Annotated in this window: 23 protein-coding genes and 1 pseudogene; 13 read left to right on the top strand and 11 right to left on the bottom strand. The window is 65.7% G+C overall.

Annotated elements, in window-relative coordinates:
- The first annotated feature begins 29 nt into the window (after nucleotides 1-29).
- Nucleotides 30-1,436 carry an FAD-binding oxidoreductase gene (locus AC1DBX_RS16600; protein WP_476932252.1) on the top strand — a complete coding sequence of 469 codons (1,407 nt, stop codon included), beginning with the start codon at nucleotides 30-32 and terminating at the stop codon, nucleotides 1,434-1,436.
- A 643-nt stretch (nucleotides 1,437-2,079) separates the two neighbouring features.
- On the opposite strand, the gene AC1DBX_RS16595 is transcribed toward AC1DBX_RS16600, so the two are convergent.
- Nucleotides 2,080-2,487, bottom strand: coding sequence for a hypothetical protein (locus AC1DBX_RS16595; RefSeq protein ID WP_476932251.1), 408 nt, complete (start codon nucleotides 2,485-2,487; stop codon nucleotides 2,080-2,082).
- 283 nt (nucleotides 2,488-2,770) lie between these two features.
- Nucleotides 2,771-2,932 (bottom strand): hypothetical protein, encoded by a 162-nt coding sequence (locus AC1DBX_RS16590; RefSeq protein ID WP_476851183.1) that lies wholly within the window; start codon nucleotides 2,930-2,932, stop codon nucleotides 2,771-2,773.
- Nucleotides 2,933-3,891: 959 nt separating this feature from the next.
- On the opposite strand from AC1DBX_RS16590, the gene AC1DBX_RS16585 reads away from it, so the two are divergent.
- Nucleotides 3,892-4,248 carry a hypothetical protein gene (locus AC1DBX_RS16585; protein WP_476857408.1) on the top strand — a complete coding sequence of 119 codons (357 nt, stop codon included), beginning with the start codon at nucleotides 3,892-3,894 and terminating at the stop codon, nucleotides 4,246-4,248.
- Between the two features lie 221 nt (nucleotides 4,249-4,469).
- Here AC1DBX_RS16585 and AC1DBX_RS16580 read toward each other — a convergent pair whose 3' ends face one another.
- A complete protein-coding gene (locus tag AC1DBX_RS16580; RefSeq protein ID WP_476932250.1) occupies nucleotides 4,470-4,880 on the bottom strand; it encodes an NfeD family protein in 411 nt (136 codons plus the stop codon).
- 138 nt (nucleotides 4,881-5,018) lie between these two features.
- A complete protein-coding gene (locus tag AC1DBX_RS16575) occupies nucleotides 5,019-7,433 on the bottom strand; it encodes an HAD-IC family P-type ATPase (protein WP_476932249.1) in 2,415 nt (804 codons plus the stop codon).
- 707 nt (nucleotides 7,434-8,140) lie between these two features.
- Here AC1DBX_RS16575 and AC1DBX_RS16570 point away from each other — a divergent pair.
- The 5 genes from AC1DBX_RS16570 to AC1DBX_RS16550 all read left to right on the top strand — a co-directional run bounded on the left by AC1DBX_RS16570 (nucleotide 8,141) and on the right by AC1DBX_RS16550 (nucleotide 12,695).
- Complete coding sequence (locus AC1DBX_RS16570; RefSeq protein WP_476851186.1) at nucleotides 8,141-8,746, top strand: helix-turn-helix domain-containing protein; 606 nt, start codon at nucleotides 8,141-8,143, stop codon at nucleotides 8,744-8,746.
- Between the two features lie 7 nt (nucleotides 8,747-8,753).
- A complete protein-coding gene (locus AC1DBX_RS16565) occupies nucleotides 8,754-9,479 on the top strand; it encodes a B3/B4 domain-containing protein (RefSeq protein WP_476932248.1) in 726 nt (241 codons plus the stop codon).
- A 60-nt stretch (nucleotides 9,480-9,539) separates the two neighbouring features.
- Complete coding sequence (locus AC1DBX_RS16560; RefSeq protein ID WP_476932247.1) at nucleotides 9,540-10,457, top strand: EamA family transporter; 918 nt, start codon at nucleotides 9,540-9,542, stop codon at nucleotides 10,455-10,457.
- A 137-nt stretch (nucleotides 10,458-10,594) separates the two neighbouring features.
- Nucleotides 10,595-11,491 carry a dihydrodipicolinate synthase family protein gene (locus tag AC1DBX_RS16555; RefSeq protein ID WP_476932246.1) on the top strand — a complete coding sequence of 299 codons (897 nt, stop codon included), beginning with the start codon at nucleotides 10,595-10,597 and terminating at the stop codon, nucleotides 11,489-11,491.
- Nucleotides 11,469-12,695, top strand: a complete 1,227-nt coding sequence (locus tag AC1DBX_RS16550; RefSeq protein ID WP_476932245.1) for an MFS transporter — start codon at nucleotides 11,469-11,471, stop codon at nucleotides 12,693-12,695. Before AC1DBX_RS16555 ends, AC1DBX_RS16550 begins: the two co-directional genes overlap by 23 nt.
- 57 nt (nucleotides 12,696-12,752) lie before the next feature.
- On the opposite strand, the gene AC1DBX_RS16545 is transcribed toward AC1DBX_RS16550, so the two are convergent.
- The 4 genes from AC1DBX_RS16545 to AC1DBX_RS16530 form a co-directional block, all read right to left on the bottom strand.
- Nucleotides 12,753-12,914: a hypothetical protein gene (locus AC1DBX_RS16545; RefSeq protein WP_476932244.1), complete on the bottom strand. Its 162-nt coding sequence runs from the start codon at nucleotides 12,912-12,914 to the stop codon at nucleotides 12,753-12,755.
- 334 nt (nucleotides 12,915-13,248) lie between these two features.
- Nucleotides 13,249-13,956, bottom strand: a complete 708-nt coding sequence (locus AC1DBX_RS16540) for a hypothetical protein (protein ID WP_476857415.1) — start codon at nucleotides 13,954-13,956, stop codon at nucleotides 13,249-13,251.
- Between the two features lie 57 nt (nucleotides 13,957-14,013).
- Complete coding sequence (locus tag AC1DBX_RS16535) at nucleotides 14,014-14,739, bottom strand: hypothetical protein (RefSeq protein ID WP_476857416.1); 726 nt, start codon at nucleotides 14,737-14,739, stop codon at nucleotides 14,014-14,016.
- 47 nt (nucleotides 14,740-14,786) lie between these two features.
- On the bottom strand, nucleotides 14,787-15,050 hold the full coding sequence (locus AC1DBX_RS16530) for a hypothetical protein (protein WP_476851192.1): 264 nt from the start codon (nucleotides 15,048-15,050) through the stop codon (nucleotides 14,787-14,789).
- Between the two features lie 499 nt (nucleotides 15,051-15,549).
- Between AC1DBX_RS16530 and AC1DBX_RS16525 the strand changes: the two genes are divergently transcribed.
- From AC1DBX_RS16525 to AC1DBX_RS16500, 6 genes and pseudogenes are all read left to right on the top strand, one after another.
- Nucleotides 15,550-16,242, top strand: a complete 693-nt coding sequence (locus tag AC1DBX_RS16525) for a DUF4386 family protein (protein WP_476932243.1) — start codon at nucleotides 15,550-15,552, stop codon at nucleotides 16,240-16,242.
- Nucleotides 16,243-17,121: 879 nt separating this feature from the next.
- On the top strand, nucleotides 17,122-17,850 hold the full coding sequence (locus tag AC1DBX_RS16520) for a FadR/GntR family transcriptional regulator (protein WP_476851194.1): 729 nt from the start codon (nucleotides 17,122-17,124) through the stop codon (nucleotides 17,848-17,850).
- Between the two features lie 76 nt (nucleotides 17,851-17,926).
- A pseudogene (locus tag AC1DBX_RS16515) lies at nucleotides 17,927-19,108 on the top strand (aspartate ammonia-lyase); the annotation flags it as partial.
- 27 nt (nucleotides 19,109-19,135) lie between these two features.
- On the top strand, nucleotides 19,136-20,719 hold the full coding sequence (locus tag AC1DBX_RS16510; protein ID WP_476859587.1) for an amino acid permease: 1,584 nt from the start codon (nucleotides 19,136-19,138) through the stop codon (nucleotides 20,717-20,719).
- Nucleotides 20,720-20,840: 121 nt separating this feature from the next.
- Nucleotides 20,841-22,157, top strand: a complete 1,317-nt coding sequence (locus tag AC1DBX_RS16505; protein WP_230008091.1) for an ATP-binding protein — start codon at nucleotides 20,841-20,843, stop codon at nucleotides 22,155-22,157.
- A 107-nt stretch (nucleotides 22,158-22,264) separates the two neighbouring features.
- A complete protein-coding gene (locus AC1DBX_RS16500) occupies nucleotides 22,265-22,888 on the top strand; it encodes a transmembrane-type terpene cyclase (protein WP_476932242.1) in 624 nt (207 codons plus the stop codon).
- Here AC1DBX_RS16500 and AC1DBX_RS16495 read toward each other — a convergent pair.
- The 3 genes from AC1DBX_RS16495 to gluQRS are packed head-to-tail and all read right to left on the bottom strand — an operon-like array spanning nucleotide 22,878 to nucleotide 25,540.
- Entirely contained in the window at nucleotides 22,878-23,879 is a 1,002-nt protein-coding gene (locus tag AC1DBX_RS16495; RefSeq protein WP_476932241.1) for an NADP-dependent oxidoreductase, read from the bottom strand. The two genes, AC1DBX_RS16500 and AC1DBX_RS16495, sit on opposite strands and share 11 nt — an antisense overlap.
- Nucleotides 23,880-23,881: 2 nt before the next feature.
- On the bottom strand, nucleotides 23,882-24,583 hold the full coding sequence (locus AC1DBX_RS16490) for an HD domain-containing protein (RefSeq protein ID WP_476932240.1): 702 nt from the start codon (nucleotides 24,581-24,583) through the stop codon (nucleotides 23,882-23,884).
- A 9-nt stretch (nucleotides 24,584-24,592) separates the two neighbouring features.
- The gene (gluQRS, locus tag AC1DBX_RS16485; RefSeq protein ID WP_476932239.1) at nucleotides 24,593-25,540 is read right to left on the bottom strand and encodes a tRNA glutamyl-Q(34) synthetase GluQRS; all 948 of its coding nucleotides are present in this window, start codon (nucleotides 25,538-25,540) and stop codon (nucleotides 24,593-24,595) included.
- Nucleotides 25,541-25,747: the final 207 nt, after the last annotated feature.

Below are 25,747 nucleotides of genomic sequence, written 5' to 3'. Positions count from 1 at the left end.
CAACCAACAGCAATCAGGAGGAACGCATCGTGACAACGACGCAGACTAGGCCGACCCGCATCGGCGAGGCCACCATCGCCGAGTTCGCCGCCGGGCTGCGCGGCACGGTCGTCAGGCCAGGGGACGCGGACTACGACCACGAACGCAGCATCTGGAACGGGGCCCACGACCGGCGCCCGACGCTCATCGCACGCTGTGCGGGTGTGGCAGACGTGATCCGCACGGTCGATCTCGCGCGCAGCGAGGGGTTGCCGTTGTCGGTTCGCGGCGGTGGACATTCGATCCCCGGGTTTTCCACCGTCGACGACGGTATCGTGCTGGACCTTTCGCTGATGAAGGGGGTCCAGGTGGACCCTGCCCGCCGCCGCGTGGCGGCACAGGCAGGGTGTACCTGGAAGGACCTGGATGCAGAGACCCAGCAATTCGGGCTTGCGGTGACCGGTGGCCTGGTGTCCTCAACCGGCATCGCCGGCTTCACCACCGGCGGCGGCATCGGCTGGCTCGTGCGCAAGCACGGGCTGGCCAGCGACAACCTGGTCGGCGCCGACGTCGTCACTGCTGACGGGCAGTTTATTCACGCCAGTGCCGATGAGCACCCCGATCTGTTCTGGGGGCTGCGCGGCGGCGGCGGCAATTTCGGTGTGGTGACGTCCTTCGAGTATCAATTGCACGAAGTGGGGCCCATGGTCCTTTCCGGCCTGGTTTTCTACCCCGCAGAAGAAGCGGAGCAGGTGTTGCGGGGCTATCGGGCGGCCTGCGCGGCGGCCCCCGATGAGCTGACCACGCTGGTCAACATGACCATGGCGCCGCCGGTCCCGTTCCTGCCAGAATCAGTGCACGGCAAGCCGGTCATCGCTGTGGGAGGGTGCTGGTCCGGCGATCTAGATGCCGGCGAGGCTGCCACCGCACCCTTCCGGTCATTGGGCACGGTCATCGCCGATGTGTTCACGGCCAACCCGTACGCGGGATGGCAGCAGGCGCTCGATCCGCTGTACCCGCGGGGCGTGCACAACTATTTCCGCTCGGCATTTCTGCGCGCCGCCGACGACGCATCCGTGCGCGTGCTGCTGGACTCGTTTGCGGCATTGCCCAGCGCCATGACGCAGATTCACCTGCACCACCTTGGCGGCGCGGTCGGCCGGGTTCCTGCCGAAGCAACGGCCTTCGCACTCCGCGACCAGGAATTCATCGTCAATGTTGTTGCGCGCACGCCGACAGCGGAAGGCTTCGCGGATGTCGTCGAATGGGCCCGGGGCGTGACGTCTGCGCTCGGTCCGGATGTGACGGCCTACGTGAATTTCACAGGTGAAGCGAATACGGCGCTCGTCCGGGCGTCGTACCCGGCGGATACATACCGGCGGCTCGTGGAACTGAAAAACGAATACGACCCCACCAATCTATTCCGGTTGAACCAGAACATCGCCCCCACGGTGTGACAGCACTGCCTGCGCCAGAGGCACCTCGGATGGGTCCGCTGCACCCAGCAAAACCCTTACCTGAAGTTGCGTGAGTTGAGGCAGGAAGATCCCTGGGTTTCCGGGGGTCTTCCTGCCCGTCTCGTGGGAAGCAGGCAAGGAGCGAGCCACAAAGCAGCAACGGCAGGAAACTCACTCCGGTGTGGACAACGTACACACCCCTCTTGGCCGGACAAACGGAAACCAGCCTTCCGCCAAGCCGCCGGTAAACAAAGGATTCCGGAGAAGAAGGTCTTCAATAAATCCCCGCAGGTTATGTCGTCAGTACTCCACGGCATGAATAGGTATTAGGCCAACCACAGCCACCAAAACAACTCGGAAAGGAGACCCGGATGACCCACCCCCCTCGAACGAGGGGAAACACAGCGCCCGAGGTGGGACTCGAACTGCATTCCCTCCCCCGCACACACTGGACTCCCCCGGACATGCGGAATCCGGCCCGATTCGAAGCCCGAAGTGTGGACAAAGTACACATTCCCAAATTGCCCAGTTCAAAGCATCGCAGCCACCAGCCGCACCCTTATCGCAGAGCGCACTCCAGACGATCTGGGCAGCACACACCTGAATTCAGGCGACCCACGCGCGCACGTCGCGATGGCCTCGATTAAGCTGATGCGCTCTCGTCGGCCCGTCTGAACACCCGTCGCACGCCGCCTCGCGCGAGCATGAGAACGATGATCAGTGCAGTCACTTGAAAGAAGCCACCGAGACGGACAGCGTCGCCGAATACCAGGTCAACCAGTCCGAGCACCATGAACTTGCTCCCCGGCAGCACCAGCAACAGGGTGAACGCGCTGACAAATCGAACCCGCCGAGTATCGGCCGACCGGATCCGCGCAACGATTTTCTTCTTCGCCCACAGCACGACTTCAAGGACGACCTTCAGCAGGATCGCCGTCAAGAGCGCCAACAGGAATGTTTCGGATATGACGTCGGGAAACAGCTGGATGAACACACCCAGCACCACGAGATAGACCAGCACGTCGACCAGATCTATTGGACGGATCCGCATCCAGCGAGTATATCGACGGCGCCCGGACCGCCCTCTTGCCCGATTAGGATTCCTTCCACTTCGCTCAGGCCCTGCAAGTGCCCCACCCGCCCCACGCAGACCCAGAGCAGTCCGTTTGCCCGTTCCACGGCCTGCCCCATAAGAGTCGTTCACGCGCGGTCTCGGTCTCTTCCGCGACCAGGATGTAACCAAGGTCCGCCGCCCTCGACTCGTGGATCTGGCTCCTGGGTAGGGTGCCGACCTGTCAATGAGCAGATGGTCGGCAAGTACTCCCGTTCGTGCTCTATATGGACGGGGTCTTACGCCGGCCTTCCAGCAGGGCAAGAGTAGCCCAGGATAAAAGCGCTGGGACCAGGATCAGCAGGACGAAAACCCACCACTGGTAGTGGAAGCTCCACAGCAGGACGAGCCCACCCACGACGAGTCCGAGTACAAAGTAGAGCACGAAAAAAACGACCCCTAGACCCATGATGCGTCGATTCATGAGTACATGCTCCCATGAGGAGCAGTACCTTTATGGAAGTAGTGAGCCAGGGAGTTTGGTGGAGGCTCGTTGCGCCACGAAGCGTGCCCGTAAGCCGATCCCTCAGCGGGCGCTGCGATAAGACCCGGCGCTATGGCAGGAACGGCTGCGGGTGCCAGAAGCCACCCCAGCTGCCGCATGGATCCCGCGTGCCAGGCACGAACCCGGGGAAGCCAATGATCGTGATACATCGCCGCCGGTGAGTGTGCCACGGCTAGTCTAGGGGTTCACAATTCTTGGGGGATTGAATGGCTCGGACACACAACGCACCGGTTTTTCTCGCCGGGGTGATCCTCGTGTCCGTCGGCTGTTTACTCTTCGGCCCGACGAGTATACTCGCGGCAGCTTCCGATCGACCCGTCTCCCCCAGTCACCCAAATGCGGGGTTGTAGGCTCAGAACATGTCAGCTCATTGGGGGATGCAGACTCAGCGCGGAAGAGTACTGCTTGTTTTGGCCGGACTCGTCCTTGCGCTGGCGGGTTGTACGTACAGTGATCCGCCTGAGCAGACAGTTAGCTCATCGTCCAAAGGGGCAACGTTGCCGCCCCGGTCATTTGAGGAAAACGTTGGTGACGTGGCCCGTTTGCTTGGTGCATCCGTAACGGACGCTGGTATGCCAACGGAAGCAGAGCCTGCCGGGAAATTGGCCACTGTACTTGCTCCCGGGGACTATGTCGTCACGGCCGCGTGTGCCGGCGGCTACTTCGCCAAGCTGACGATCGTTGAGGGCGATGGGCTTCCGCTGTCAACAGACGTTGACTGCGACGCCACATTCCAGCGATTCCTCAGGCACGCGGGCGGTCCCATCACGATCAGCGCGATCCCGTCGACCGGCAGGCCCGCAGCCGCCGGAGTTGCGATAGGGCCCAACACTGACCCCATGGCTTCAGCGCAACAGGACATGGGCGAATGGTCATCAAAGCAACTGAAACCCGCAGTGCCGGGAGAGCTGGCCGGCTCCGCTGCTTCGAATTCCCCGACCAGCTTCGGAATGTCCGCCAAATCCGGCACTTACGAATTGCAGTTCTTGTGTGAAGGACCCTCCGGGACCGAACTGTCGGTGGCCAGTTGGTCCGGTGTCGAAGTCGTCGCCCCGGTGCAGGTCCATTGCAATGGGAACATCTTCAAAACGACAGTGCAGCTGGGAGCAGGCGCCGACAGAGTCGATTTCAAGATGAACCCAGGAAGCGGTGGCTCGGAGACCCGATACGCCTTCAGGCTCGTTCCGCCCACGTAGCCTCTCCTGTCCGGACGCGTCGACCTCGGCTCGGAGTCTTAGACGCGCTCATGTTGAACCGCCGTGTTCGGACTGCGGTTCCCGGATGGTTCCGCCGAACCCCACCGCGCTGCCGTGCGTTGGGCGAGCGTTCAGACGACCAGGGCGTCGCCTTGGCGCAGTCGTGTGCGGGCTCGACGAAGAGTCTCACCTTACCGGGATCTTCTTGAGCCCTGGGATGGTCAGGTGCCCTGGTAGTCGCCGGAGGCCTGCTCGGGAACTTCCCACTCCCCTTTGGGGGTCCGGAATCCACGCATGAATCCGAACATCAAGTCGGTCATTCCGGCCGGGTCACCGCCGCAACGGACGAAATCTTCCCGTCGGCGCCGGCCTAGCCACGTCGTGTGTCGGACGCCCAAAACCGTGACCAGGGTTGCACCGAACACTGCAGCGGTTAGGAAGATAGGCAATTCAGTGCTGAACCAGGAGGCCAGCACTCCCGCGGAAATTGCTCCAACCCCGATCCACAGAACGAACCCGGTGACTACTGCTCCGCGCAGCGATGCGTTACTGGGACGGTGAATTGGGATGAACTTGGCGGGGTCAACGGGCGTATAGCCGCGCCTGGAGCGGCGTCCGGTTTGTTCGGACATGAAGTTCGTATCCCCTAGATTGTCTGCGCTGACCGGGGACATCCCGACCATTACTCTCGAATCATATTCTGGACTATGGCGCCAGTACCGATAATGGACCCCAGTGTCCCGGCTCACGCTAATAACTGATGAGCCCATTTAACCGCTCTTCACCACCGGACCTTGTTGCGGGAAGGCCCGGGCGTGGACCCGGGCCAGGACCTCGACTCCGAGGCCCCCGGCGGCCCCGCACGCCACGGCCGCGAGCAACAACCCGCCGGGTGGCCGGGAAAGCAGGAAGAATTCCTGCACGAGCGGGAGGTTGAGCGAGACCAGCAGGGAGGCGCTCATGGCCAACACCACGGCCAGGCGCGCCGCGTTGAGGGGGCGCGACACGGCCGATAAGATCCACAGTCCGACCATGGACAGCGTCAGCACAGAGGCGCTGCTGACTTGTTCGGACGTGGCCGCGCCGGCCAGCGGCGCGAATGCGTTCAGTGTGAGCAGGGAAGCCGTGACGATCAGTCCGGCAGGGACGGAGAACCATAGGGACCGGCGCAGGAATCCGGGCTGATAGCGGCGCGGGTTCGGCATGAGCGCCAAGAAGAAGGCCGGGATTCCGATCGTCAGGCCGTCCGTGAAGGATAGCTGGCGGGGAAGAAACGGAAACGTCCACTGCAGGAGCCCGAAGGTCACCGCGATGGCGGTCGCATAGACCGTTTTGCTGAGGAAGAGGCTGGAGACCCGCTCAATATTGGCGATGACCTGCCGGCCCTCAGCGAGGACTCCGGGAAGCCGGTCGAAGCGGCCGTCGAGCAACACCAGGCGCGCGACTGCCTTGGTGGCGGGCGCCGCGGAGTCCATGGCGATGCCAAGGTCGGCCGTCTTGAGCGCGAGGGCGTCGTTGACGCCGTCGCCGGTCATGGCCACAGTATGTCCCCGGCGCTGGAGCGCCTCGACCATCGCCCTCTTCTGGGCCGGCGTCACTCGGCCAAACACCGTGTTTGATTCCATCACCTCCTCCAGATGCAGCGGGTCCTCCGGCAGTGAGCGTGCGTCGAAGCCCTCCGTGACCTCCAGGCCAACCCTGCGGGCAATGGCGGCAACGGTGCGGGGATCGTCGCCGGAAATGATCTTCAACCCGACCCCTTCGGTCCGGAAGAACTTGAGGGTCTCCCGGGCATCGGAGCGCGGCTGTTCCCGGAAGGTCAGCAGCGCCACAGGGTGGAGCGACGCCGGCAGCTGCTCCGCCTTCCCATTGGCTGGCAACTGATCCGCGCCGGCCAGGAGCAGGGTCCGCAGCCCTGATGCGGCCAGTTCGCCGGCCTGGCGCAAGACGTCGCTCTGGCGCGGTACTGCGCCGTCGGGCGCCGAGATCGACGGCTTCAGACGTGCGGCTGCGTCGTCGCCCTGCACAAGCATCATTTCCGGTGCTCCGAGAATCCAAGTGCGCGCACCGCGGGCGCTCCCGTTGAAGCTGACTCCGCTCCACTTCCGGGCGGAGGAGAACGGCACGGACCGGACGGGTTGAAGGCCGCCATCATCCTCAAAGGCCGTGCTCAGGCAGCGTGCCGTGGCGTTTGCCTCGGGTTCGGCGCCAAACCATGCGAGGGCCTGCTCCCATCCCGGTTGCGGCGCCAGCGGGTGAACCGCGTCGAAGACCAGTCCTCCTTCTGTGAGGGTTCCGGTCTTGTCCATGCACAGTACGTCTACGCGTGCYAGTCCCTCGACAGCGGCGAGTTCCTGGATCAGTACGTTGTGTTTAGCCAGCCGGAGTCCGCCCACGGCGAAGGCCACGCTCGTCAGCAGCACTAGTCCCAGCGGGACGATCGCGATCATGCTGGCAATGAGTCCCACGAGTGCGGGGGTCCAGGCACCGGTGGAAATGGCGGTCTGCCAGCCGCCGCGCGCCTGGATCTCGCCGTTGAGCACGATGAGGGCAACGGGCAGCAGGATCCACGCGATCCAGCGCATTACACGGTTGAGGCTGTTGCGGATCTCGGAGTTCACCAGTGAGAACCGTCGCGCGTCTGCCGTCAGCCGGCTCGCGAACGACGCCGCTCCGACCCGGACAACCTGGGCGTTGCCGTGGCCGGCCACGACGATCGATCCGGAGAGTACCTCCGTCCCCGCATCCTTACCCACCGGGTCCGCTTCGCCCGTGAGAAGCGATTCGTCCACCTCGAGGCCGGACGACTCCAGTACGGCAGCGTCGGCAGTGACCTGATCCCCGGCCCGCAACACCAGGAGGTCGTCTTTTACGACGTCGGCCGTGGCGATGTCGTGGATCTGACCCTCGCGCAAGACCCGCGCGAGCGGGGCGTTGAGGACAGCCAGCCGGTCCAAGGACTTTTTCGCCCTGTATTCCTCGACGACGCCGATCACGGCATTGCTGACAGCGGCGAGACCGAACAGGGCATCCCGCCATTGCCCCAGGAACAACAGCAGCAGGAAGCTCGTGCCGACGATTGCGTTGAAGAGCGTGAAGACGTTGGCCCGGAAAATCTGCCACAGGCTCCGGCTAGTGGTGTCCGGCACGCGGTTGGTAAGCCCGCGCTCGACCCGCGTAGCCACCTCCCCCTGCGACAGCCCCTTGGCGGGCGGCCGGCGCCTGGCGGCCTTCCGGCCTTTGGCTGCCGGGGACGCACGCCGATGCAGAAAGGCTCGTCTCTTGCGCCGGCGGTATGCCTTCACCCTCCGATGGTATCCGCCGTAGCGCCACAATGTGACGCACTGCGATGCATACGCCGGTCCCCCACCGCGACACCATCCGCCCGCACTGGCGCTGCAAGAAAATCCGATACAGATACTGGAAGCCTGGAATCGTTCAGATCATTGGCTGCGTCCGGGTCTGCACCAACGAACAGGACCTGGCAACGCCGCGCAAGGCGCTTACGGGGCTGGGCGTCCCCCGAGGGCCTGACCAATGGTGACCACGGCGTGACCGGCAGAAACAAGGATCGGCTGGGATTGCACGAAGCCCGAGCGGCTGTCAGACATATTTCCACGACACGACACGAGGCGGGCCAGCACGCTGTCGATTTCAATCCTCCAGACACGACGAGGTGTATTGAAGGGTGTTGTTTTTCAAGACAGCAGCGGATACGGTCGCTGCGGTGTCTCTCACTGGCGGTCGTCTAGAAGAATCCTGCACGGTTCGGTCCTGGTTGGCGGTACGAGGAGCGACGTAGAAGCTCAAGAGGGTCTTTCGGTCACTCTTTGATGGGGGGCCGAACGACGGACAGTAGTCGAGTGCACTATAGGTGCAGTATGATGCACTTATGGATGAGAGTACAACGAGCTTGGCGCTGGCAATCGGCGCCCGGGTTAAGCAGGAGAGGCAGTCGCGGGGCTGGACGCTCGATCAGCTTGCGGAGTCTGCAGGGGTAAGCCGCAGGATGGTCGTCAACGTGGAGCAGGGTGCCGCGAATCCCAGCGTGGGAACTCTGCTGAGGATCAGTGACGCGCTGGGTGTGGGGCTGCCGGCGTTGGTCGAGCCACCTCGCCCGAAGCCGGTGAAGGTCACGCGCAGTGGTGAGGGCGCTGCTTTGTGGAGCGGTGAGTACGGCGGCCGCGGGGTGTTGGTGGCCGGCACCGAACCGCCGGACGTGGTTGAACTGTGGGACTGGACGCTGGGTCCCGGCGACCGTCATGTGAGCGAGGCCCACACGTCGGGCACCAAGGAGCTTTTGCAGGTCCAGCAGGGCACGGTCACGGTGGAGGTCGCAGGTCAATTGCTCACCCTCGATGAGGGCGATGCGGTGACGTTCCCGGGCGACGTGGCACACTCTTACGCCAATCCGGGCACGGAGCCGGCGAGGTTCTCCCTGGCCGTCTTCGAGCCGGGCGTGGGGACAGGTCACCGGCCGGAGGCGTCCGATGCTTGAGTCGGGCATGCTTCAGGAATTTCTCGACGGCGGCCATGTTGACGCCGCCGTGTTCGCGCTGCGGCCCGACTACCGGGCGTTGCTGCTGGCCGTTGGCGGACTCGTCCCTGGCCCGAGTGACCAGGCCGGAGAGGAGTTGCTCCAGGCGGCGGAGTCCGCAGCCCGGGGGCTGCTCAACGGCCGGCCGGTTGAGCAGCTCCCGCACGTGGCTGCGTGGCGTGAGGCTTATCAGGGCTTCGGCGCCAAACCGAACCGCACGCGCAACAGCCTGGAGGCGCTCCTGCGCCGGGCGGTGTCCGGGTTGCCCCGGGTGAACCGTCTCACCGACCTATATAACGCCGTTTCGGTGCTCCACCAGGTCCCGCTGGGTGGGGAGGATCTGACCCGCTACAGCGGTGCGCCGCGGCTGGTTCGAGCCACCGGCAAGGAAGCCTTTGATACCGCCGCCGACGGCGCCACGGTGATCGAGCACCCGGAATCCGGCGAGGTGGTGTGGCGCGATGACGCCGGCGTGACCTGCCGGCGCTGGAACTGGCGCCAGGCACGCCGCACCCAGCTCGGCGAGGAGACCACCTCCGCGCTGTTCATCCTCGACGCGCTGGGACCCATGACCGATAAGGCGCTCCACGCCGCAGCCGAGGACCTGATCGCCCGGCTGACCCTACTGGGTCCCGACGTCGGCGTTGCCCGCCGCCTGATAGCCGCGGGCACGCCAGCCAACGAAGGAGACTGACATGCTCGTCCACTCCCGGATACGCGCGATCGTTGACCGGCAGGCCCGAAGGGGTCAGCCGTGAGCCAGCGCGCCCCAAAGAATGTTCCCGTTCCGCCGTGGGGACTGGCCGTGGCGGCCATGCTATCGGTTCAGCTGAGTTCGGCCCTGTCAGTGGATCTGATTGCGACGGTGGGGCCGGCCGGAACCGCCTGGCTCAGACTCAGTGTGGGGGCGCTCGTCTTCCTGGCCATCGCCCGGCCCCCATTGCGCGCGCTGCGCCGCCCCGACATCCCCGTGCTTCTGGGGCTGGGCGTCGCCACCGGACTGATGACCATCGCCTTCCTCGCCTCCATCGAACGCATCCCGCTCGGCACCGCCGTCGCGATCGAGTTCCTCGGTCCGCTGACCGTCGCCGCGGTGCGCAGCCACAGCGCACGGGCGCTTATCTGGCCAGCCCTGGCGCTGCTCGGCGTCGTCCTTCTGACCGAACCCTGGGCTGGTGACATCAACCTCGCCGGTATCGGGTTGGCAGGCCTCGCAGCCGTCGGGTGGGCCGTCTACATTGTGCTCACCCAACGGATCGGCGACCGCTTCACAGGCATCGGCGCACTTTCACTCACCGTTCCCGTCGCAGCTGCCACGGCAGCGGTCGTCGGCATCCCGCAGTCCGCCGGACATCTCAACCTCGGTGTCCTCTCTGTCGCTTTCGGACTGGCCGTCCTGATGCCGGTGCTGCCAATGGCGCTCGAGATGCTTGCCCTGCGCCGGATGACGCCCACGGCGTTCGGTACCCTGATGGCCCTCGAACCCGCCATCGGGGTGCTCCTCGGGCTGCTCGTGCTGCACCAGCAGCCCTCACTCACCCAATTCGGTGGCATCACGCTCGTCGTCCTTGCAGGGGCCGCCGCGCAACGCGGTGGCCGACGGCAACCGCGCTCCCGCGAACACGCCGGCGCCCGCATCGCCCCCGACCTCATCGACCAAGGGCCAAAGTAAGCGACAGTCCTCCAAATAGGGGGTCCGCCAGACTGTCGCTACGCGGGAATTCCCTGCTGACAGGGCCCGCAGCTAAGTCCCCCAGGGAGTGCCTCAGACTTTGCTTCCCTGTTATTCAGACCTAAGGAGTTATAACCATGTTCACCGGCTTGAGTGCCTTCCCCCTGACCCCTCTGGCAGATGATGCTGTTGACGAGCCTGCCTTCGTTCGCCTGATCGAACGGCTCTCGGAGGCGAAGGTTGGCTCCATTACCGCGCTCGGATCCACGGGCTCCTACGCGTATCTGAGCGGCGAGGAACGGAGCCGTGTGGCTCGTCTTGCCGTCGAGCACGCCGGCGCGACACCGGTGTTCATTGGTGTTGGGGCCTTGCGGACCTCACACGTCCTCGCGAACGCTGAAATGGCAGAGCAGGCGGGGGCTTCCGCACTCCTGCTTGCGCCCATGACCTATCAGCCCCTCACCGAAGATGACGTGTTCGAACTCTTCCGGACCGTCACCGCGAACTCGTCGCTGCCCGTGATCGTCTATGACAACCCGGGCACCACCCATTTCACCTTCACGACCGAGCTTTACGGACGCATCGCGGAACTGCCCGGAATCGCCTCCATCAAAATCCCCGGTGTGCCGGCCGATCCGGAGCAGGCACAGGCGCGGGTTCAGGAAATCCGCGCCGCCGTCCCGGCGCACGTGACCATCGGAGTTTCCGGTGACGCAAAGGCCGCCGCCGGACTGGCCGCCGGGTGCGATGCCTGGTACTCCGTCATCGGCGGCACCTTGCCCGCCCTGGCGCTGCGGATCACCCGGGCCGCTCTGGAAGGGCGGGTCTCAGACGCGACCGCTGAGTCCGAACGGCTTGCACCGTTGTGGGAGTCGTTCGCCGAGTTTGGCGGGAGTATCCGGGTCGTTGCGGCCATAGCGGAACAGCTGGGACTGGCATCACCATCGTGCCTGCCGCTTCCCCTCCAGGGATTGACCGCGAAGCAGCGTGCCCATGTTGGCAGGATTGTCGATGAGCTCGGGCTTAACCCGTAGCGCCGGCCTCGGCGTTTCACGCGGGAAGTACCGCCGGGGCGGGGCGCTGGCGCGCTACGTCTTCGCCGCGACGCTGGTGCGAAGCGCAGACGGCGGCGCAGTGGTCGCCATCGTGCTGCTCGCGCACGCCTGCGGGATGCCGGGCTGGCTGGCCGGCATCCTGGGAGCATCAATCACCGCACCCCACGTGCTCGGCCCCTTCATCGCCCGACGCCTCGATACAGCCCGTGACGGACGCAAGGTCATCGCGTGCTCCGCAGTCCTCCACGGGGTGCTGCTCGGTGCTGCTGCACTGCTCCTGCCCGTCGCCTGGCCGATCTGGCCAGCCATGCTGCTCTTCGTCTCCGGCATCTTCGGGCCGATGCTCACCGGCGGGATCAGCAGCCGCCTGCCCTCCATCGCCGGCCCCGGGCAGCGCAGCCAACGCAGAGCACAAAGCTGGGACGTCGCAAGCTACGGACTCAGCGGCACCCTCGGGCCGGCAGCAGTGGCATGGATCGCGGCAGCATCCGACGCACTCACCGCGACACTGGTTCTGGCCGGAGCCGCCGTCGTTGGTGCTGGAGCCGTCCTCGCACTCCCCAAGCAAGAGCCGCCCAACAAGGCCGTTGAGGTGCCATCACCCGGACGAACACTGAGCCTCATATGGGAACGTGGTCCGCTGCGCCGCACACTCGGACTCACCGTGACCGTCGCATTCTCTGTCGCCGCGCTACCGATCTACGCCGTTGCCACAGCTCCCGCGTTCGGCGGCGCCGCGGCCGCCGGAACACTGGTCGCAGCCTACGGGATAGGGAATCTCCTCGGATCAGCAGGGCTCATGCTCCGACCGCTTCGCCGCGACGCAGACCCTCTCATGAGCTCCCTCTCCGCACTCGTCGCGGCAACGCTGATACTCGTGATGCTTACTCCGACACTCCCCACATCCCTCATTGCCTTCGGCCTGGCAGGGATCGCCAACGCAATGTTCTTCGCGGCAACCCTCGCCGCGCGAAGCGAATACGCACCCATCGAGGCCCGCGGCCAAATCTTCATCTGGGTAGGCGCACTCAAGATCGCAGCAGGATCCGCCGGAACTGCCGTCGCGGGTGCAACTATCGCACAGACGGTTTGGGCACCACTTCTGCTGGCGACAGCCCTCACAGCAATTGCTGCGACCACCAGCATCATCGAGCGCTCCCGTCCACGCTTGTCCAAACACTAGCCCGCCTGAATCCGCGGCGTGTATGCGGCGAGCAATGTCTCCAACCTGATGGCCCCGTCACGGAGCACCGGGCCGGCCGAGGGTGTCATGCCCGGCGCAGGGATCAACGCCGACGTCATCAAAGAGGAATCCCCCGGGGCCGTCGAGGACCACTTCGGCCCCTTCTCGGCCGCCGCGGAAGCAACTGTCGCTCAGATCTGCCTGGGTCACCGACGCCATGGCCTTAATGATGGGCAGAAATCCACCGGCATACGCCCTGTGGCCACAGTTGAAAGGGAAGAAGGCTTTGGCGGGGTGGGTAGCGTTGGTCCATGGGACTGGTCGACGACAGCCCGGACCGGGCAGCCCTGACGTTGACGCGGCTCGCCCGCGGAAGAATCCGTAGGACCCGGCGACCTGGCAGGCGCATGCTCGACTATCTAGACGACCTCGGACAGCGGAACGCCACACCTTCCTCGGGTTGGTGGCCACCGCATTGCCCGGAGCCACTTCAAATCCCTGGACTATCTGGGAGCAGGGTTGCGCGAGCCGTGTTAGGGCGGGATGTTCGACACTAAATCACCGTCACCTGCTGGAATTTGACCTTGTCTTTGTCGTCGCGCGCCGTGCCCATTTGACCGGGAGCGCCGCTGGGCCCCGCGAGGCCCGGTGTGGATGGCTGGCCAGGGTCAGTGCTGGCGTGGCTGAAGTCGCCTCGGGCGCCGCTGTCGCCGGTGACCCCCGCGGCACCTCCCGGGCCCGGGTCTCCTCCTTTGCCGGGGTCTCCTGACTTCGCCTTGAACACGCTCTGGCCACCGCTTTGGTCGGAAATGTAAAAGACGAGGATGTCTCCGGCTGCGCCCGCGTCGCCGCCCCGACCTCCAATCCCGCCCTGGGCTCCATTCCCTCCTGCGCCGCCGTAAGCGCCGGGCTCGCAGTCGTTTCCGTCGCCGCCCTTTCCGCCCTTGCCGCCGGCGCCACCTTTTCCTCCGTTGCCACCTTTTCCTCCGTTGCCGCCTGAAGCGTCGACAGATACGTCGCTGCCGAGGACGCTCACGTGTAGTTCAACGGTGCCGCCCTTGCCGCCTGGCAAGCCATCCGCGCCGGGGCCGCCGATGCCGCCATCGCCGCCACGTCCGCCGCGCGTGGCACCAGTGTCGGTGACGAAGAACCAGCCACTGCACACCGCTCCGAATCCCCCTTGTCCCTGCGGTCCGTCTCCTCCGGCAGCGCCAGCCGCGCCATCGCCGCCATCCGTTCCCCGCTTGTCGATGCCGCCCATTTTAGGATCTCCTGTTCTGGTGAGGTTAAGTCTCTGATGGGTTTGCTGCTGTTAAGTTCAGCGCCAGCCGGCCGTGACAGCCTCCACTCGAGCGAGGATCTCGGAGATGGCAAGACGATCCGTATAGCCCTCTATCGGCGGATGCGGGCCGGGCTTGGTCATTTCCTCCACCACCAGGGGAATCTCCAATGGTGTAGGCGGGGCACCGACCATCTCGTTGCAGGTGAGCAGGAAGTGGCTGCTCTCCGGTACGATCCAGCCGTACTGGTGGAACTTCACGTTCCCGGCCGTCAGCGCGTTGATCGATCGTTTGAGGAACAGCAGGCCTCGCACTTCGAGGTCGCGGTCCAGAAGCCGGACCTCCTTCCACACCGGAAATGCGTCGCGGACCGGTGAAATGAAACGCGCACCTTTCTCAGCGGTCAGCTTCGCCAGGGCAGGAGAATGGCCACGAGCGATAAGCATCGCCGTTGCGCGGCTGACCGCGTCACGCACCATCACAACTTCCTGCGGAATGGTTGCAGTGCCCTCGATCTCTCGGGACGACACAACACCGTGGTTACCCTCAGAGAAAACCACATCAGGCACAGAGGCATGCTCGAGACTGCGTTGGATGTCGTTCAGATCTTCCTCCGGGATGGCGGGGTGGATGATTCCGAGGCGGTAGAGGTCCCTGATTGAGCGCGGTCTTTCTTCGACCAGAAATTCAGCGGCCGGAGAGTCAGGGCTGTCAGAGAAGACGACCGGGTACTCCGACTCCTCGATTACATATGTGTCAGGCATGATCTGTCCTTGCTTGAGCGGAATCTGTTTGGGGGAATGGGGTCCGGTCACGAGGTGGGGACCTGCGTGAAGCGGTCAGCTCTGGGTGATCGAACCAGTCGGCGCCTGCGAGTGTCTCTCAGGTGGGACCGCCAGCCGCCGATCCTCATCCTGGGCGCGGAGACGTGGCGGGCAAGGGACACGGTCGGGTTCTGGACGATTTTGGCTCTGTAGCCGTCCGCGATCAGCAGGTCGTAGACACCTTGCCAGCCTGATCCGTCGACGAAGCCGCCGTGCACGAGCACGAGGTTCTTTACTGGTTCCTCGGACATGCGACCCTTCTGTTTAAGGGAGTAACAACCGGATGCTAGCCGGGCCCGGTCCGGGTGGCTAGGGTCCATTGACCGGGGCAATGCCTCGACGCCGCCTTTACCTGCGATTCCGTCGAATGGTTCTCGAAATGGAACGGGCGCTCCCGAGCCCGAATCGAGTTTGAGAGGGAGCGGGGAACCCAGAAAGTTGGTCGGGAAGTGTGCCTCATTCTGTCCCCCGGGGGATGGAGCCTACGGTCAGCGGAGCGCGCGCAGATACCGTGCAGGCACGATTCGCTGCCCGATTCGAAGGAGTGGGTAGATTGCCTGCCAGTCGGCCATCTGCTCCCGGCTCAGCGCGCGCCCAGACCGGGATGCACCGCAGCTTTGCAGTACCGCGGACCTTTCCCGTGAGTCAACGCGCACCCTAGCCCGGGATGCGTTCTGGAACTACGCTGGGGCAGGCGTCGCCCTGTTTCCGGGCAGGCGGCGGGCACGTGGTCGGGGAAGGAGGCGGTCCATGAACGCACAGAACATCACCCACTGGATCCGGGCGGGGTTGTGGACACTGCCCCTTTACGGTCTGATCACCGCCTGGGCCACGCTTGAGCCTCAGCCGGACCAGCAAAAGGATCCAGACGCCTGGGCACGGTTCGTCAGCTCGGGCTCGTATCAATCCAGCCACTTGCTCGGCAGCTACGGAGGCACCATCCTCGCCATCTTCGGGGTGTTCGCGCTGGGCTGCTGCCTGGCCAACAGCCGCGTCGGCCGCCTGGCACTGGCAGCAACAGTCATCACCGTCGCGGGAACTGCCTTGCTAATGGTCCCCGCTGTCCTCTCCACTTTCGCCACTCCCGCGATCGGGAAGGCGTATCTGGAAGGGAACCGGGACGTCATGCTTCTGGAGTTTCCATCCGCCATGACGGTCTCGTTCCTGCTCGGGCTCCTGCTCGCGTTCGTTGGCAACGTCTTGCTTGGAGTCGCGGTCTGGCGGTCCCGGACGCTCCCCCGCTGGGCCGGGGCGCTATGGATTGCCGGCGCCGTACTGTTCTACCTCCTCGGCGTCGTGCTGGGGCAGGCGACCACGGGCAGCAGCCTTCCGACACAACCGGCCGGTGCCTTGCTCATGGCTGCATCGGGTGGCTGGATGGCGTGGAGCCAGTCACGGCAGGGCCAGCCAGCCGCGGCCGTCCATGCGGCCGGCACGCGCTGACGGCTTAAGGTTCGTGGAGGTCGGACTTGCCCCAGCGGTCCAAGTGATTGTGTTGAGAATTCGCGTCGGCTCCATCCGTTCGGATGGATCGAGACGATGAATACCGGAGAACGCCTCATGCCACATCTACGACGTTGCGATTATGTCGGTATCACCGTTGGCGTATCACCCATGTGCGCGGTCCGGAGGATTATCGTGCCCCTGGCCCAGCGGATCGGCTGACCTGCCTTCAGCCGCGCCGACCTCACCGGTGAGGTCCGACTCGGGCCCCGAAGATGCCCACCCGCTAACGTTCAGCAACCCAGCACGGGCGCTCACGCCTTTCCCGCGGCCACGGCGGATAACGACGAAGATTTGATCCCCAAGACTCAGCAAGTCATGCAGGTCCAAGCGCTCCCGCCCATGAAGAAGTACGCAGCAACACCGCTGTCCAAGCCAAGAGAAGGAGCCGCCAGACCGCAACGGCCACCAACAAAAATGGGCCCTAGGGGCCCATAAAAGGACATTTGGACACATTCAGCGGCTACAAGCCCCTGAACAGGGAAAACACGTGCCCGAGGTGGGACTCGAACTGCATTCCTGCCCTCGCAATCACTGGGCTCCCGCGGAAACATGCGGAATTCTGTCCGATCCGACACCGGTACGGCCCGGTCCGAAGCCCAATGTGTGTACTTTGTACACACCGCAAAATGGCCAGCTCAAAGCATCGCAATCACCAGCCGCACCCGACACATTTCGCCGGCGACCACCAGCAACCGCAGCAACTCGGCTAAAAAACGCCGCTCCCCCTTCGGCCACACGTGGCGAGTGAGGCCGCCCCCGTCACGACATATTCGGAACTTCCTTGACGGTCTGTGTGACAGGTGCCATAGTCTTCGTATGGACCTGTTGGACAGCTGGACAGCTGCACAAGATCGAGTGGTACGCGTCGGCGCGGCCGAAGCGGTCTTCGCATCCCTCCGCAGCGCAATCGAAGGCGGCAAGATCCCTGTCGGCACCCGCCTGGACTCAGAGGCATCGCTGGCCAAACAGTACGGCGTGAGCCGCACGATGGTCAGGGAGGCGCTGCGTTCCTGCACCGCGTTGGGACTCACGGCCACCCACACGGGTAAAGGCACCTTCGTCATCGCTGACAAGGTGGCCCAGGACCTCAAGCTCGGCAAATATTCGGCCAGCGCCCTCGTGGAAGCCCGCCCCCACGTGGAAGTGCCGGCCGCGGGCCTCGCCGCCCAACGCCGCAGCAACGAAGACCTGGAGGCCCTTCGGGAAATCCTCCGGGAAATGTCCGAGGAGGACGATCTCCAGCAGTGGGTGCTTTTGAACACCGAGTTCCACGTGACCATCGCCCGGTGCAGCGGCAATGGCGTGTTCGAATCATTCCTGTCCGACATCTGTGACGCCATGGCCAACCAATCGAACACGCTTAACCTCGTGGCGGACCGGCGCAAAGAATCGGGTCAGGAGCACGCCCGCATTTTCGCTGCCATCGAGAGTGGATCAGCCGACGAAGCATCCCAGGCCATGAGGATGCATCTGCACGGGGTTGAATGCGCCCTGGGCACCATCGTCCCCGGAAGCGGAAACTCCAGGTCCGGCCATACGCGCTAGATCCTAAACCTCGGATTTCACCCACCTCCCCTGCTGCAGTCGCCGCAGGCCCCGCGCGGTCTCTTTGCCCTGGAACAACCATCCACTGTCCTCCAACATGCACCTGGTCCGCGGCCTGGCCGCCGTGAAACTCGCCGCCGCCCGCACCAACCACGAGCTCGGACTGCTCGACGCCGGGCGTGCCGCCGCCATCGGGCAAGCCTGCACCGAGGTCATGAACGGCAAACTCAGCGARCAATTCGTCGTCGACGTCATCCAGGGCGGCGCCGGGACCTCCTCGAACATGAACGCCAACGAGGTCATCGCCAACCGGGCCCTGGAARTCCTCGGGCACCCGAAGGGCGACTACGCCCGGCTGCACCCCAACGACCACGTCAACCTCAGCCAGTCCACCAACGACGTCTACCCCACCGCGGTCAAGCTCGGCACGATCTTCGCGGCCCGGGAACTGCTCCAGGCCCTCACCGAACTCGAAGACGCCTTCGCCGCCAAAGCCCTCGAGTTCCGCACGGTGGTSAARATGGGCCGCACCCAGCTCCAGGACGCCGTCCCCATGACSCTCGGCCAGGAGTTCGGCACCTACGCCGTCACGATCGGCGAGGACCGGCTCCGCCTGGCCGAGGCCGACCTGCTGATCCACGAAATCAACCTCGGYGCCACCGCGATCGGCACCGGCCTGAACGCCCCCGCCGGRTAYGCCGAGGCCGCCTGCCGGCACCTGGCCGAAATCACCGGCCTGCCGCTCGTCACGGCCGTGGACCTGATCGAGGCCACCCAGGACGTCGGCGCCTTCGTGCACCTCTCCGGCGTGCTCAARCGSGTCGCYGTGAAACTYTCCAAGATCTGCAACGACCTCCGGCTGCTCTCCTCGGGCCCGCGCGCCGGCTTCGGCGAGATCAACCTCCCCGCGGTGCAGTCCGGCTCCTCGATCATGCCCGGCAAGATCAACCCGGTCATCCCGGAAGTGGTCAGCCAGGTGGCCTACGAGGTGATCGGCAACGACGTCACCATCACCATGGCCGCCGAGGCCGGCCAGCTCCAGCTCAACGCCTTCGAACCCATCATCGTCGAACAATCCATCGGCCTCGTCACCGCCCTGAACCCGCAACTGGGCTACGCCACAGCCACGGCCATCGCCCAGGAAGCCCTCGCCACCGGCAAGGGCGTCGCGGAACTAGTGCTCGAACACGGCCTGCTCACCGACGAGCAGCTCACCGAGCTCCTCAGCCCGCACCGCCTGGCCAACCTGAGCAAGTAGCGCCCCTCCGAACCCCGAAGGACCCCCATGACTTCTCCTGACACTGCCCGCGCCCAAAAACTGCCCGCTCAACAGCAGACCCAGCCACAATCCGCCGTCACCGACCACACCATTCCGGCGCATGCCCACGCCTCGGGGGCTGCGCTCCACGCCGAGGACCAGGGCTACCACAAAGGCCTGAAACCCCGGCAGGTCCAGATGATCGCGATCGGCGGCGCCATCGGCACCGGCCTGTTCATGGGCGCCGGCGGCCGGCTCGCCACCGCCGGTCCGGCCCTGATCATCAGCTATGCCGTCTGCGGGTTCTTCGCCTTCATGATCCTGCGCGCGCTCGGCGAACTCGTGATGCACCGGCCCTCGTCCGGCTCGTTCGTGTCCTACGCCCGCGAATTCTTCGGCGAGAAGGCCGCGTTCGTCACCGGCTGGCTGTACTGGCTGAACTGGGCCATGACCGCGATCGTGGACATCACCGCCGTCGCGCTGTACATGAACTTCTTCAAGAAATACTGGGCGCCCATCGCGGACGTGCCGCAGTGGACCTGGGCGCTGGCGGCCCTGATCCTGGTCCTGGGCCTGAACCTGATCAGCGTCAAGGTGTTCGGCGAGCTGGAATTCTGGTTCGCGCTCATCAAGGTCGTGGCGCTCGTGTCCTTCCTGCTCGTCGGCATCTACTTCGTCATCTTCGGCACGCCCGTGGCCGGGCAGGAGGTCGGCTTCAGCCTCATCGCGGACAACGGCGGCATGTTCCCCAATGGCCTGCTGCCGGCCATCGTGGTGATGCAGGGCGTCGTGTTCGCCTACGCCTCGATCGAACTGATCGGCACCGCCGCCGGCGAGACCGAAAACCCCGAAAAGATCATGCCGCGGGCCATCAACACGGTGATCGTGCGCATCGCTGTGTTTTACGTCGGCTCGCTCGTGCTGCTCTCCCTGCTGCTGCCCTACAGCTCCTACAAGGCCGGCGAAAGCCCCTTCGTGACATTCTTCGGCTCCATCGGGGTCGACGGCGTGGACGCCATCATGAACCTCGTGGTCCTTACCGCGGCGCTGTCCTCGCTCAACGCAGGCCTTTACTCCACCGGCCGGATCATGCGCTCGATGTCCATTTCCGGTTCCGCGCCGAAATTCGCCGGCCGGATGAATAAGTCCGGTGTCCCCTACGGCGGCATCGCCCTCACTGCCGCAGTGGCTGTCCTGGGCGTGATCCTGAACGCCGTGGTCCCGGCCGAGGCCTTCGAGATCGTCCTGAACGTCGCATCGCTCGGCATCATCAGCACCTGGGCCATGATCGTCCTGTGCCAGATGCAGCTCGCCCGGCTCGCAGCCCGCGGAGAACTGCTCCGGCCCGCGTTCCGTATGCCGGGCGCACCCGTCACGGGCTGGATCACCCTGGCCTTCCTCCTGGCGGTGCTGGTCCTCATGGCCTTCGACTCGCCAGTCGGAACGTGGACCATCGCCTCCCTCGCGGTCATCATCCCGCTGCTGATGCTCGGCTGGCGCCTCTGCCGGCACCGCATCCTGGAGATCGCCGCCGTCCGCGACGGGTTCACCGGCCCGTATCCGCTCGTGGCCACCCGACCCGTGCGTGGGACCGGCGGGGATTCGGAGTAACATCCCGGCAGTCCGGGTCCGCGTAACGCAACGTCCCCGCAACCTCTCCTGCACGTGGTTCGCATATGCTCAGCGGACAGACTCAACATGGCTCAGCGACGAACCACCCGGGAGACAGCTCATGACCAATTGGCGGATCAGGGATTTCCATTCGGCCGATCTTGACGGGATCCTGCACCTCTGGGAATCCCTCAAGGCCACCAACGTCGAGCCGGTCTACGCCCTCTCCGAGGTGCTCGCCTCCTGCGAAAAGGACCACGCCGTCGTCGCGGTGCAGGGCGAGCAGGTGGTGGGCGCCGCCGTCGGACGCGCCGCCCACGACCAGGGCTGGATCGTTTTCCTGGCCACCCTGCCCGATTACCGGGGCCGCGGCATCGGCACCTCGCTGCTGGCCTCAGTCGAGAACCGGATGGCCCCGCACGGGCTCAACAAGCTCTCGGCCCTGATGCCCGAATCCGAAACCCGGGTGGAGGCCTTCCTGAGCCGCGGCTTCGCCCTGAAGAAGAACCTGCGCTACTTCGAGCGGAAAATCCCGGTCCAGCGCCAGGAACTCGAGCCGCTCAGCCAGCTCGGCGGCCGGATCCTGGCCCGCGACCTCTGGGAAAACGTGGCGGGCATGCGCAACGAGAAGGAACTGCTGGAACGCCGGCTGGTCCTTCCCCTCGCCGAGGCCGACCTCGCCGACGAATACGGGGTGGTGCCGCCCCGGGCGGTGGTCCTCTTCGGCCCGCCCGGTACGGGCAAGACGACCTTCGCCAAGGCCATCGCCTCCAGGCTGGAGTGGCCGTTCGTGGAGGTCTTCCCCTCCCGGCTGGCCTCAGACCCCAAGGGGCTGGCCGGGGCGCTGCGCGAGACCTTCCTGGAGATCGCCGAACTCGAGCACGCGGTCGTGTTCATCGATGAGGTGGAGGAGATCGCCTCCCAGCGCTCCGGCGAACCGCCGTCGCCCCTGCAGGGCGTCACCAACGAACTGCTCAAGATCATCCCGGCCTTCCGCGAACAGCCCGGCCGGCTGCTGGTCTGCGCCACCAACTTCATCCGCGCCCTGGACTCCGCATTCCTGCGGCACGGCCGCTTCGACTACGTCATCCCGATCGGCCTGCCGGACCGCCAGGCCCGCGAGGCCATGTGGCAGCGCTTCATCCCTGCCACCGTGGTGGACGACGTCGACGTCGAGCTGCTGGTGGACCGCACCGAGGGGTTCTCCCCCGCGGACATTGAGTACGCGGCCCGCAGCGCCTCCCAGCGGGCGCTGGAAAAGGCGGTGTACGACGACGGCGGCGCGGCGTCCGGCGGCAGCGCCTCAGTCCGCGAAGCCGTCCGGAAGGGTCCGGCCACCCAGGACTACCTCGACGCGATCGCCGACACCCGGACCACGGTCAGCGCCGAAGTGCACCAGCAGTTCCTGGAGGACATCGACGACCTAGGCCGGGTGTAAGGGAAGCAACGCGGGGTCAGTTGCGGCCCATGTTGGGGCTCTGCATGGGCGCCAAGTGACCCCGCGTTGCAGTCATGGCCGAGCAGTCATTGCCTAGTGGAGGCAGCGTGATCCTGTTTCTCACAATTGTGAGCGGCCTGGCCTGGACCGTGGTCTACGTCGATGCCATCCGGATCGGCTTCAGGGACCGGAGCTACGCGATCCCGGCCGCCGCGCTGGCCCTGAATTTCGCCTGGGAGGCCATCTACGCCACGCGCTCCATCGCGACGGGAATCACCGCCCAGGGGGTCTTCAATATCGCGTGGGGACTGGCCGACGTCGTGATTGTGTACACCTTCCTGAAGTTCGGCCGCTCCGAGCTGCCGGGCTGGGTGACGCGGCGGCTGTTCATCGGCTGGGCGCTCCTGCTGGGCGTCACGTCCTTCGCGGTCCAGCTGCTGTTCGTCGTCCAGTTTGGCTGGGACGACGCGGCCCGCTACGCGGCGTTCCTGCAGAACCTGCTGATGTCCGGGTTGTTCATCGCCATGTTCGCCGCCCGGGGCGGCACCCGCGGCCAGACCCTGCTGATCGCCGTGGCCAAGTGGGTCGGCACCCTCGCGCCCACGATCGCGCTGGGCTGGTACGGCAACTCGCCCCTGATCCTGGGCGTGGGGGCGCTCTGCAGCGTCTTTGACCTGGTGTACATCGGCCTGCTGTGGCGGGCCCGGCAGCCGGGAGCCGCTAGAGGGTGACGACGATCTTGCCCTTGGCGTGGCCCTGTTCGAGCGCGGCGAAGGCTCCCCCAATGTCCGCGAACGGGTAGGTGCGGTCCATGACCGGCTGCACGTGGCCGGCGTCGACGAGGGCCGCCAGGGTGCGCAAATCATCCCCGCTGGGGTGCATGAACAGGTAACGGTAGCTGGCCTTCGCCTTCCGGGCGCGGCGGCGGATGCCCATGCTCATCAGCCAGAAAGCGGCCGTGATCATCGGCGGCGAGCCCAGGTCTTTCGTCGCGGTGAGCGGCTCGGGAACGCCGGCGATGGATACCACCCTGCCGCCGGACTTAAGAATGCGGAAGGAATCCCTGAGGGTCACGCCGCCGACCAGGTCCAGGACCGCATCGAAATCATGCAGTACCGCGGAGAAGTCCTCCCGGTTGTAGTCGATGACGGCGTCCGCCCCCAGCCGGCGCACCAGCGCCTCGCCGCGGGCCGATGCCGTGGTGGTGACCTGGGCGCCGAGATACTTGGCGAGCTGGATGGCGAGTGTTCCCACCCCGCCGGCGCCGCCGGAAATGAAGAGCCGGGTGCCGCGGCCCACGGCAAGTTCATCGCGGAGGGCCTGCAACGCCGTGAGCCCGGCCAGCGGCAGTCCTGCGGCCTCGGCGAATCCGAGCGACGCCGGCATGGCGGCCACCAATTCCTGCTGCACGCACACCAGCTCGGCGAAGGCTCCAAGCCTGGCCTTGTCCACCCGGGCGTAGACGCGGTCGCCGATGGAAAAGCGGTTGGGCCCGGGTCCGATTGCATCCACCGTCCCGGCGAGTTCGCAGCCGGCCACGATCGGCAGGCGGACATGGCTGATGGGCCGGAGCGCGCCCCGGCGGAACTTGAAGTCCACCGGGTTCAGCCCGGCCGCAGCGACCTTGATCCGGACGTCACCCGGGCCGGGCTGGGGAACCGGAACATCCCGGAGTTCCATCGCGTCCGGGCCGCCGTAGCGTGTGAGGACGTAGGCGCGCATGCTCAGTCCCGTGCGGACCCGGTGTCGCCGGCCGGAGCATCGCCCGGCGCAGCTTCCGCGTCTGCTGCAGCGGCCGTTGCCGGGGCGTCTGCTGCTGCCGCGTCTGCTGCAGCCGGGGCGTCATAGGAGAGGAACTCGTAGTCCGTGTCGTCCGCCTCGTCGAGCATGTCGTCGAGTTCGTTCAACAGCCAGGGATTGATCCGGGCCAGGATTTTCCGGGTTTCCTCGACGGGAACGGCGGCGTAGAGCACCGGGCGGGCATCGTCGTAGCGGGTGACCGGGGGCTTGTCCGGCCACTTCTCGGCCAGCGCTTTGACCCGTTCGGGCAGCGAATTGTGCGCGTTGTCGGCAATCTTCACAAGCGTGGCGTCGTGGTCCTCGGCGATGTACCGGATGCCGGCCTGGTAGTCGTCCGGATTCTCATGCAGGCGCTTAGTGACCCGCTCGATGATGTCCGCGGCACGCTCGGAGACCCCCATGTCCAGCAGTGCCTGCCGCGTCATCGGGGTGTCCTCCGCGATGTCGTGGAGGTACCCGGCGATCCGGATGTCGTCGTCGAAGTCCGCCAGGGCGTCCCCGACGGCGAGCACATGTTCCCGGTATGGCCGCTTGAGCTTGTCCTTCTGGCGGTTGTGGGCCACCTCGGCCAGGACCTTGGCTGTCTCGACGGTGAAGCGGGGCTGGGGGTGTGCGGGCTCGGTCATGAATCCAGCCTACGCGCCGCGGCTGTCCCTCCCTGCCCGGAGGCCGGTTCCCGGATGCGCCCCCTTGTGCGCTCCCGGTACCCCGGGCCACACCCAGGGCTCGCGGGGCAGGGCCGTCGGGTCGAAGGCGGCGAGGACATCGTCGAGGCGGCCCGGCGGGAGGCCAAGGGAGTCCAGCAAAGTGTCCCGGACCTGGTCCGCGCCCACCCCGGCCAACGCCAGGTCGGCCAGCGTGACGGCGCCGTCACGCTTGGCCAGCCGGGCGCCGTCGGCGTTCAGTACCAGCGGCACATGCGCATATTCCGGAACAGGCATATTGAGCAGCGACGCCAAATATGCCTGCCGCGGCGTGGACGGCAGCAGGTCATCGCCGCGGACCACCTGGTCGATGCCCTGCGCGGCGTCGTCCACCACCACGGCCAGGTTGTAGGCGGTCACGCCGTCGTTGCGCCGGAGCACGAAGTCGTCGACCACCCCGGTGTAACTGCCGTGGAGCACGTCCCGCACCGTCACCTCGGCCACGGTGGAGCGGAGCCGGACAGCCGGCGGCCGGGCGGCCCGCTTGGCCTCGCGCTCGGCGCCGCTGAGGTTCCGGCACGTTCCCGGGTAGGCGCCCAGCGGAGCGTGCGGTGCCGAGGGGGCCTCCTGGATTTCGCGGCGGGTACAGAAGCACTCGTAGGTCATGCCGGCCGCCGTCAGCTCCGCGATCGCCCCGTCATACAGGTGCTCACGCTCCGTCTGGCGCACGACGCCGCCGTCCCAGTTCACGCCGATCGCCGCCAGGTCGCGGAGTTGCTCGGCCTCGGCGCCGGCCCGGGCACGGTCCAGGTCCTCCACCCGCAGCAGGAACCGCCGCCCCCCGGACCGGGCGAACAGCCACGCCAGGATGGCCGTCCGGAGGTTGCCCACATGCAGTTCGCCGGAGGGACTGGGGGCGAAGCGGCCAGCTGAGGTCATGGGATAAGCCTATGCGGAGCAGCACAAGAGCCCCTCAGCTACCGATGACTTCGGGAAATCCGGCGTCGGTGGCTCAGGGGCTCTTGCCGCGAGTGCGTTGTGCGGAATGACGATGCGTGAACAAGAGTCAGTCAGCGGCTGGTTCCTTGCGGGAGCCTCGTCCGGGGTCCGGGTGGTGTGCCGGGATGTCCGTAGCCTTCGGGATCG

It is taken from the genome of Arthrobacter sp. 10N44_2 (genome assembly GCF_056394385.1).
Note: the sequence above shows the minus strand (reverse complement) of the source record. Positions and strands in the feature narration are given on the sequence as shown.

Bases quoted from the DNA above. Each gene is read 5' to 3' on its own strand.
- AC1DBX_RS16595 (WP_476932251.1), bottom strand. From the start codon at position 2,487: ATGCGGATCCGTCCAATAGATCTGGTCGACGTGCTGGTCTATCTCGTG.
- AC1DBX_RS16585 (WP_476857408.1), top strand. From the start codon at position 3,892: ATGGCTTCAGCGCAACAGGACATGGGCGAATGGTCATCAAAGCAACTG.
- AC1DBX_RS16580 (WP_476932250.1), bottom strand. From the start codon at position 4,880: ATGTCCGAACAAACCGGACGCCGCTCCAGGCGCGGCTATACGCCCGTT.
- AC1DBX_RS16570 (WP_476851186.1), top strand. From the start codon at position 8,141: ATGGATGAGAGTACAACGAGCTTGGCGCTGGCAATCGGCGCCCGGGTT.
- AC1DBX_RS16565 (WP_476932248.1), top strand. From the start codon at position 8,754: ATGCTTCAGGAATTTCTCGACGGCGGCCATGTTGACGCCGCCGTGTTC.
- AC1DBX_RS16555 (WP_476932246.1), top strand. From the start codon at position 10,595: ATGTTCACCGGCTTGAGTGCCTTCCCCCTGACCCCTCTGGCAGATGAT.
- AC1DBX_RS16550 (WP_476932245.1), top strand. From the start codon at position 11,469: ATGAGCTCGGGCTTAACCCGTAGCGCCGGCCTCGGCGTTTCACGCGGG.
- AC1DBX_RS16545 (WP_476932244.1), bottom strand. From the start codon at position 12,914: ATGGCGTCGGTGACCCAGGCAGATCTGAGCGACAGTTGCTTCCGCGGC.
- AC1DBX_RS16540 (WP_476857415.1), bottom strand. From the start codon at position 13,956: ATGGGCGGCATCGACAAGCGGGGAACGGATGGCGGCGATGGCGCGGCT.
- AC1DBX_RS16535 (WP_476857416.1), bottom strand. From the start codon at position 14,739: ATGCCTGACACATATGTAATCGAGGAGTCGGAGTACCCGGTCGTCTTC.
- AC1DBX_RS16530 (WP_476851192.1), bottom strand. From the start codon at position 15,050: ATGTCCGAGGAACCAGTAAAGAACCTCGTGCTCGTGCACGGCGGCTTC.
- AC1DBX_RS16525 (WP_476932243.1), top strand. From the start codon at position 15,550: ATGAACGCACAGAACATCACCCACTGGATCCGGGCGGGGTTGTGGACA.
- AC1DBX_RS16520 (WP_476851194.1), top strand. From the start codon at position 17,122: ATGGACCTGTTGGACAGCTGGACAGCTGCACAAGATCGAGTGGTACGC.
- AC1DBX_RS16510 (WP_476859587.1), top strand. From the start codon at position 19,136: ATGACTTCTCCTGACACTGCCCGCGCCCAAAAACTGCCCGCTCAACAG.
- AC1DBX_RS16505 (WP_230008091.1), top strand. From the start codon at position 20,841: ATGACCAATTGGCGGATCAGGGATTTCCATTCGGCCGATCTTGACGGG.
- AC1DBX_RS16495 (WP_476932241.1), bottom strand. From the start codon at position 23,879: ATGCGCGCCTACGTCCTCACACGCTACGGCGGCCCGGACGCGATGGAA.
- AC1DBX_RS16490 (WP_476932240.1), bottom strand. From the start codon at position 24,583: ATGACCGAGCCCGCACACCCCCAGCCCCGCTTCACCGTCGAGACAGCC.
- gluQRS (WP_476932239.1), bottom strand. From the start codon at position 25,540: ATGACCTCAGCTGGCCGCTTCGCCCCCAGTCCCTCCGGCGAACTGCAT.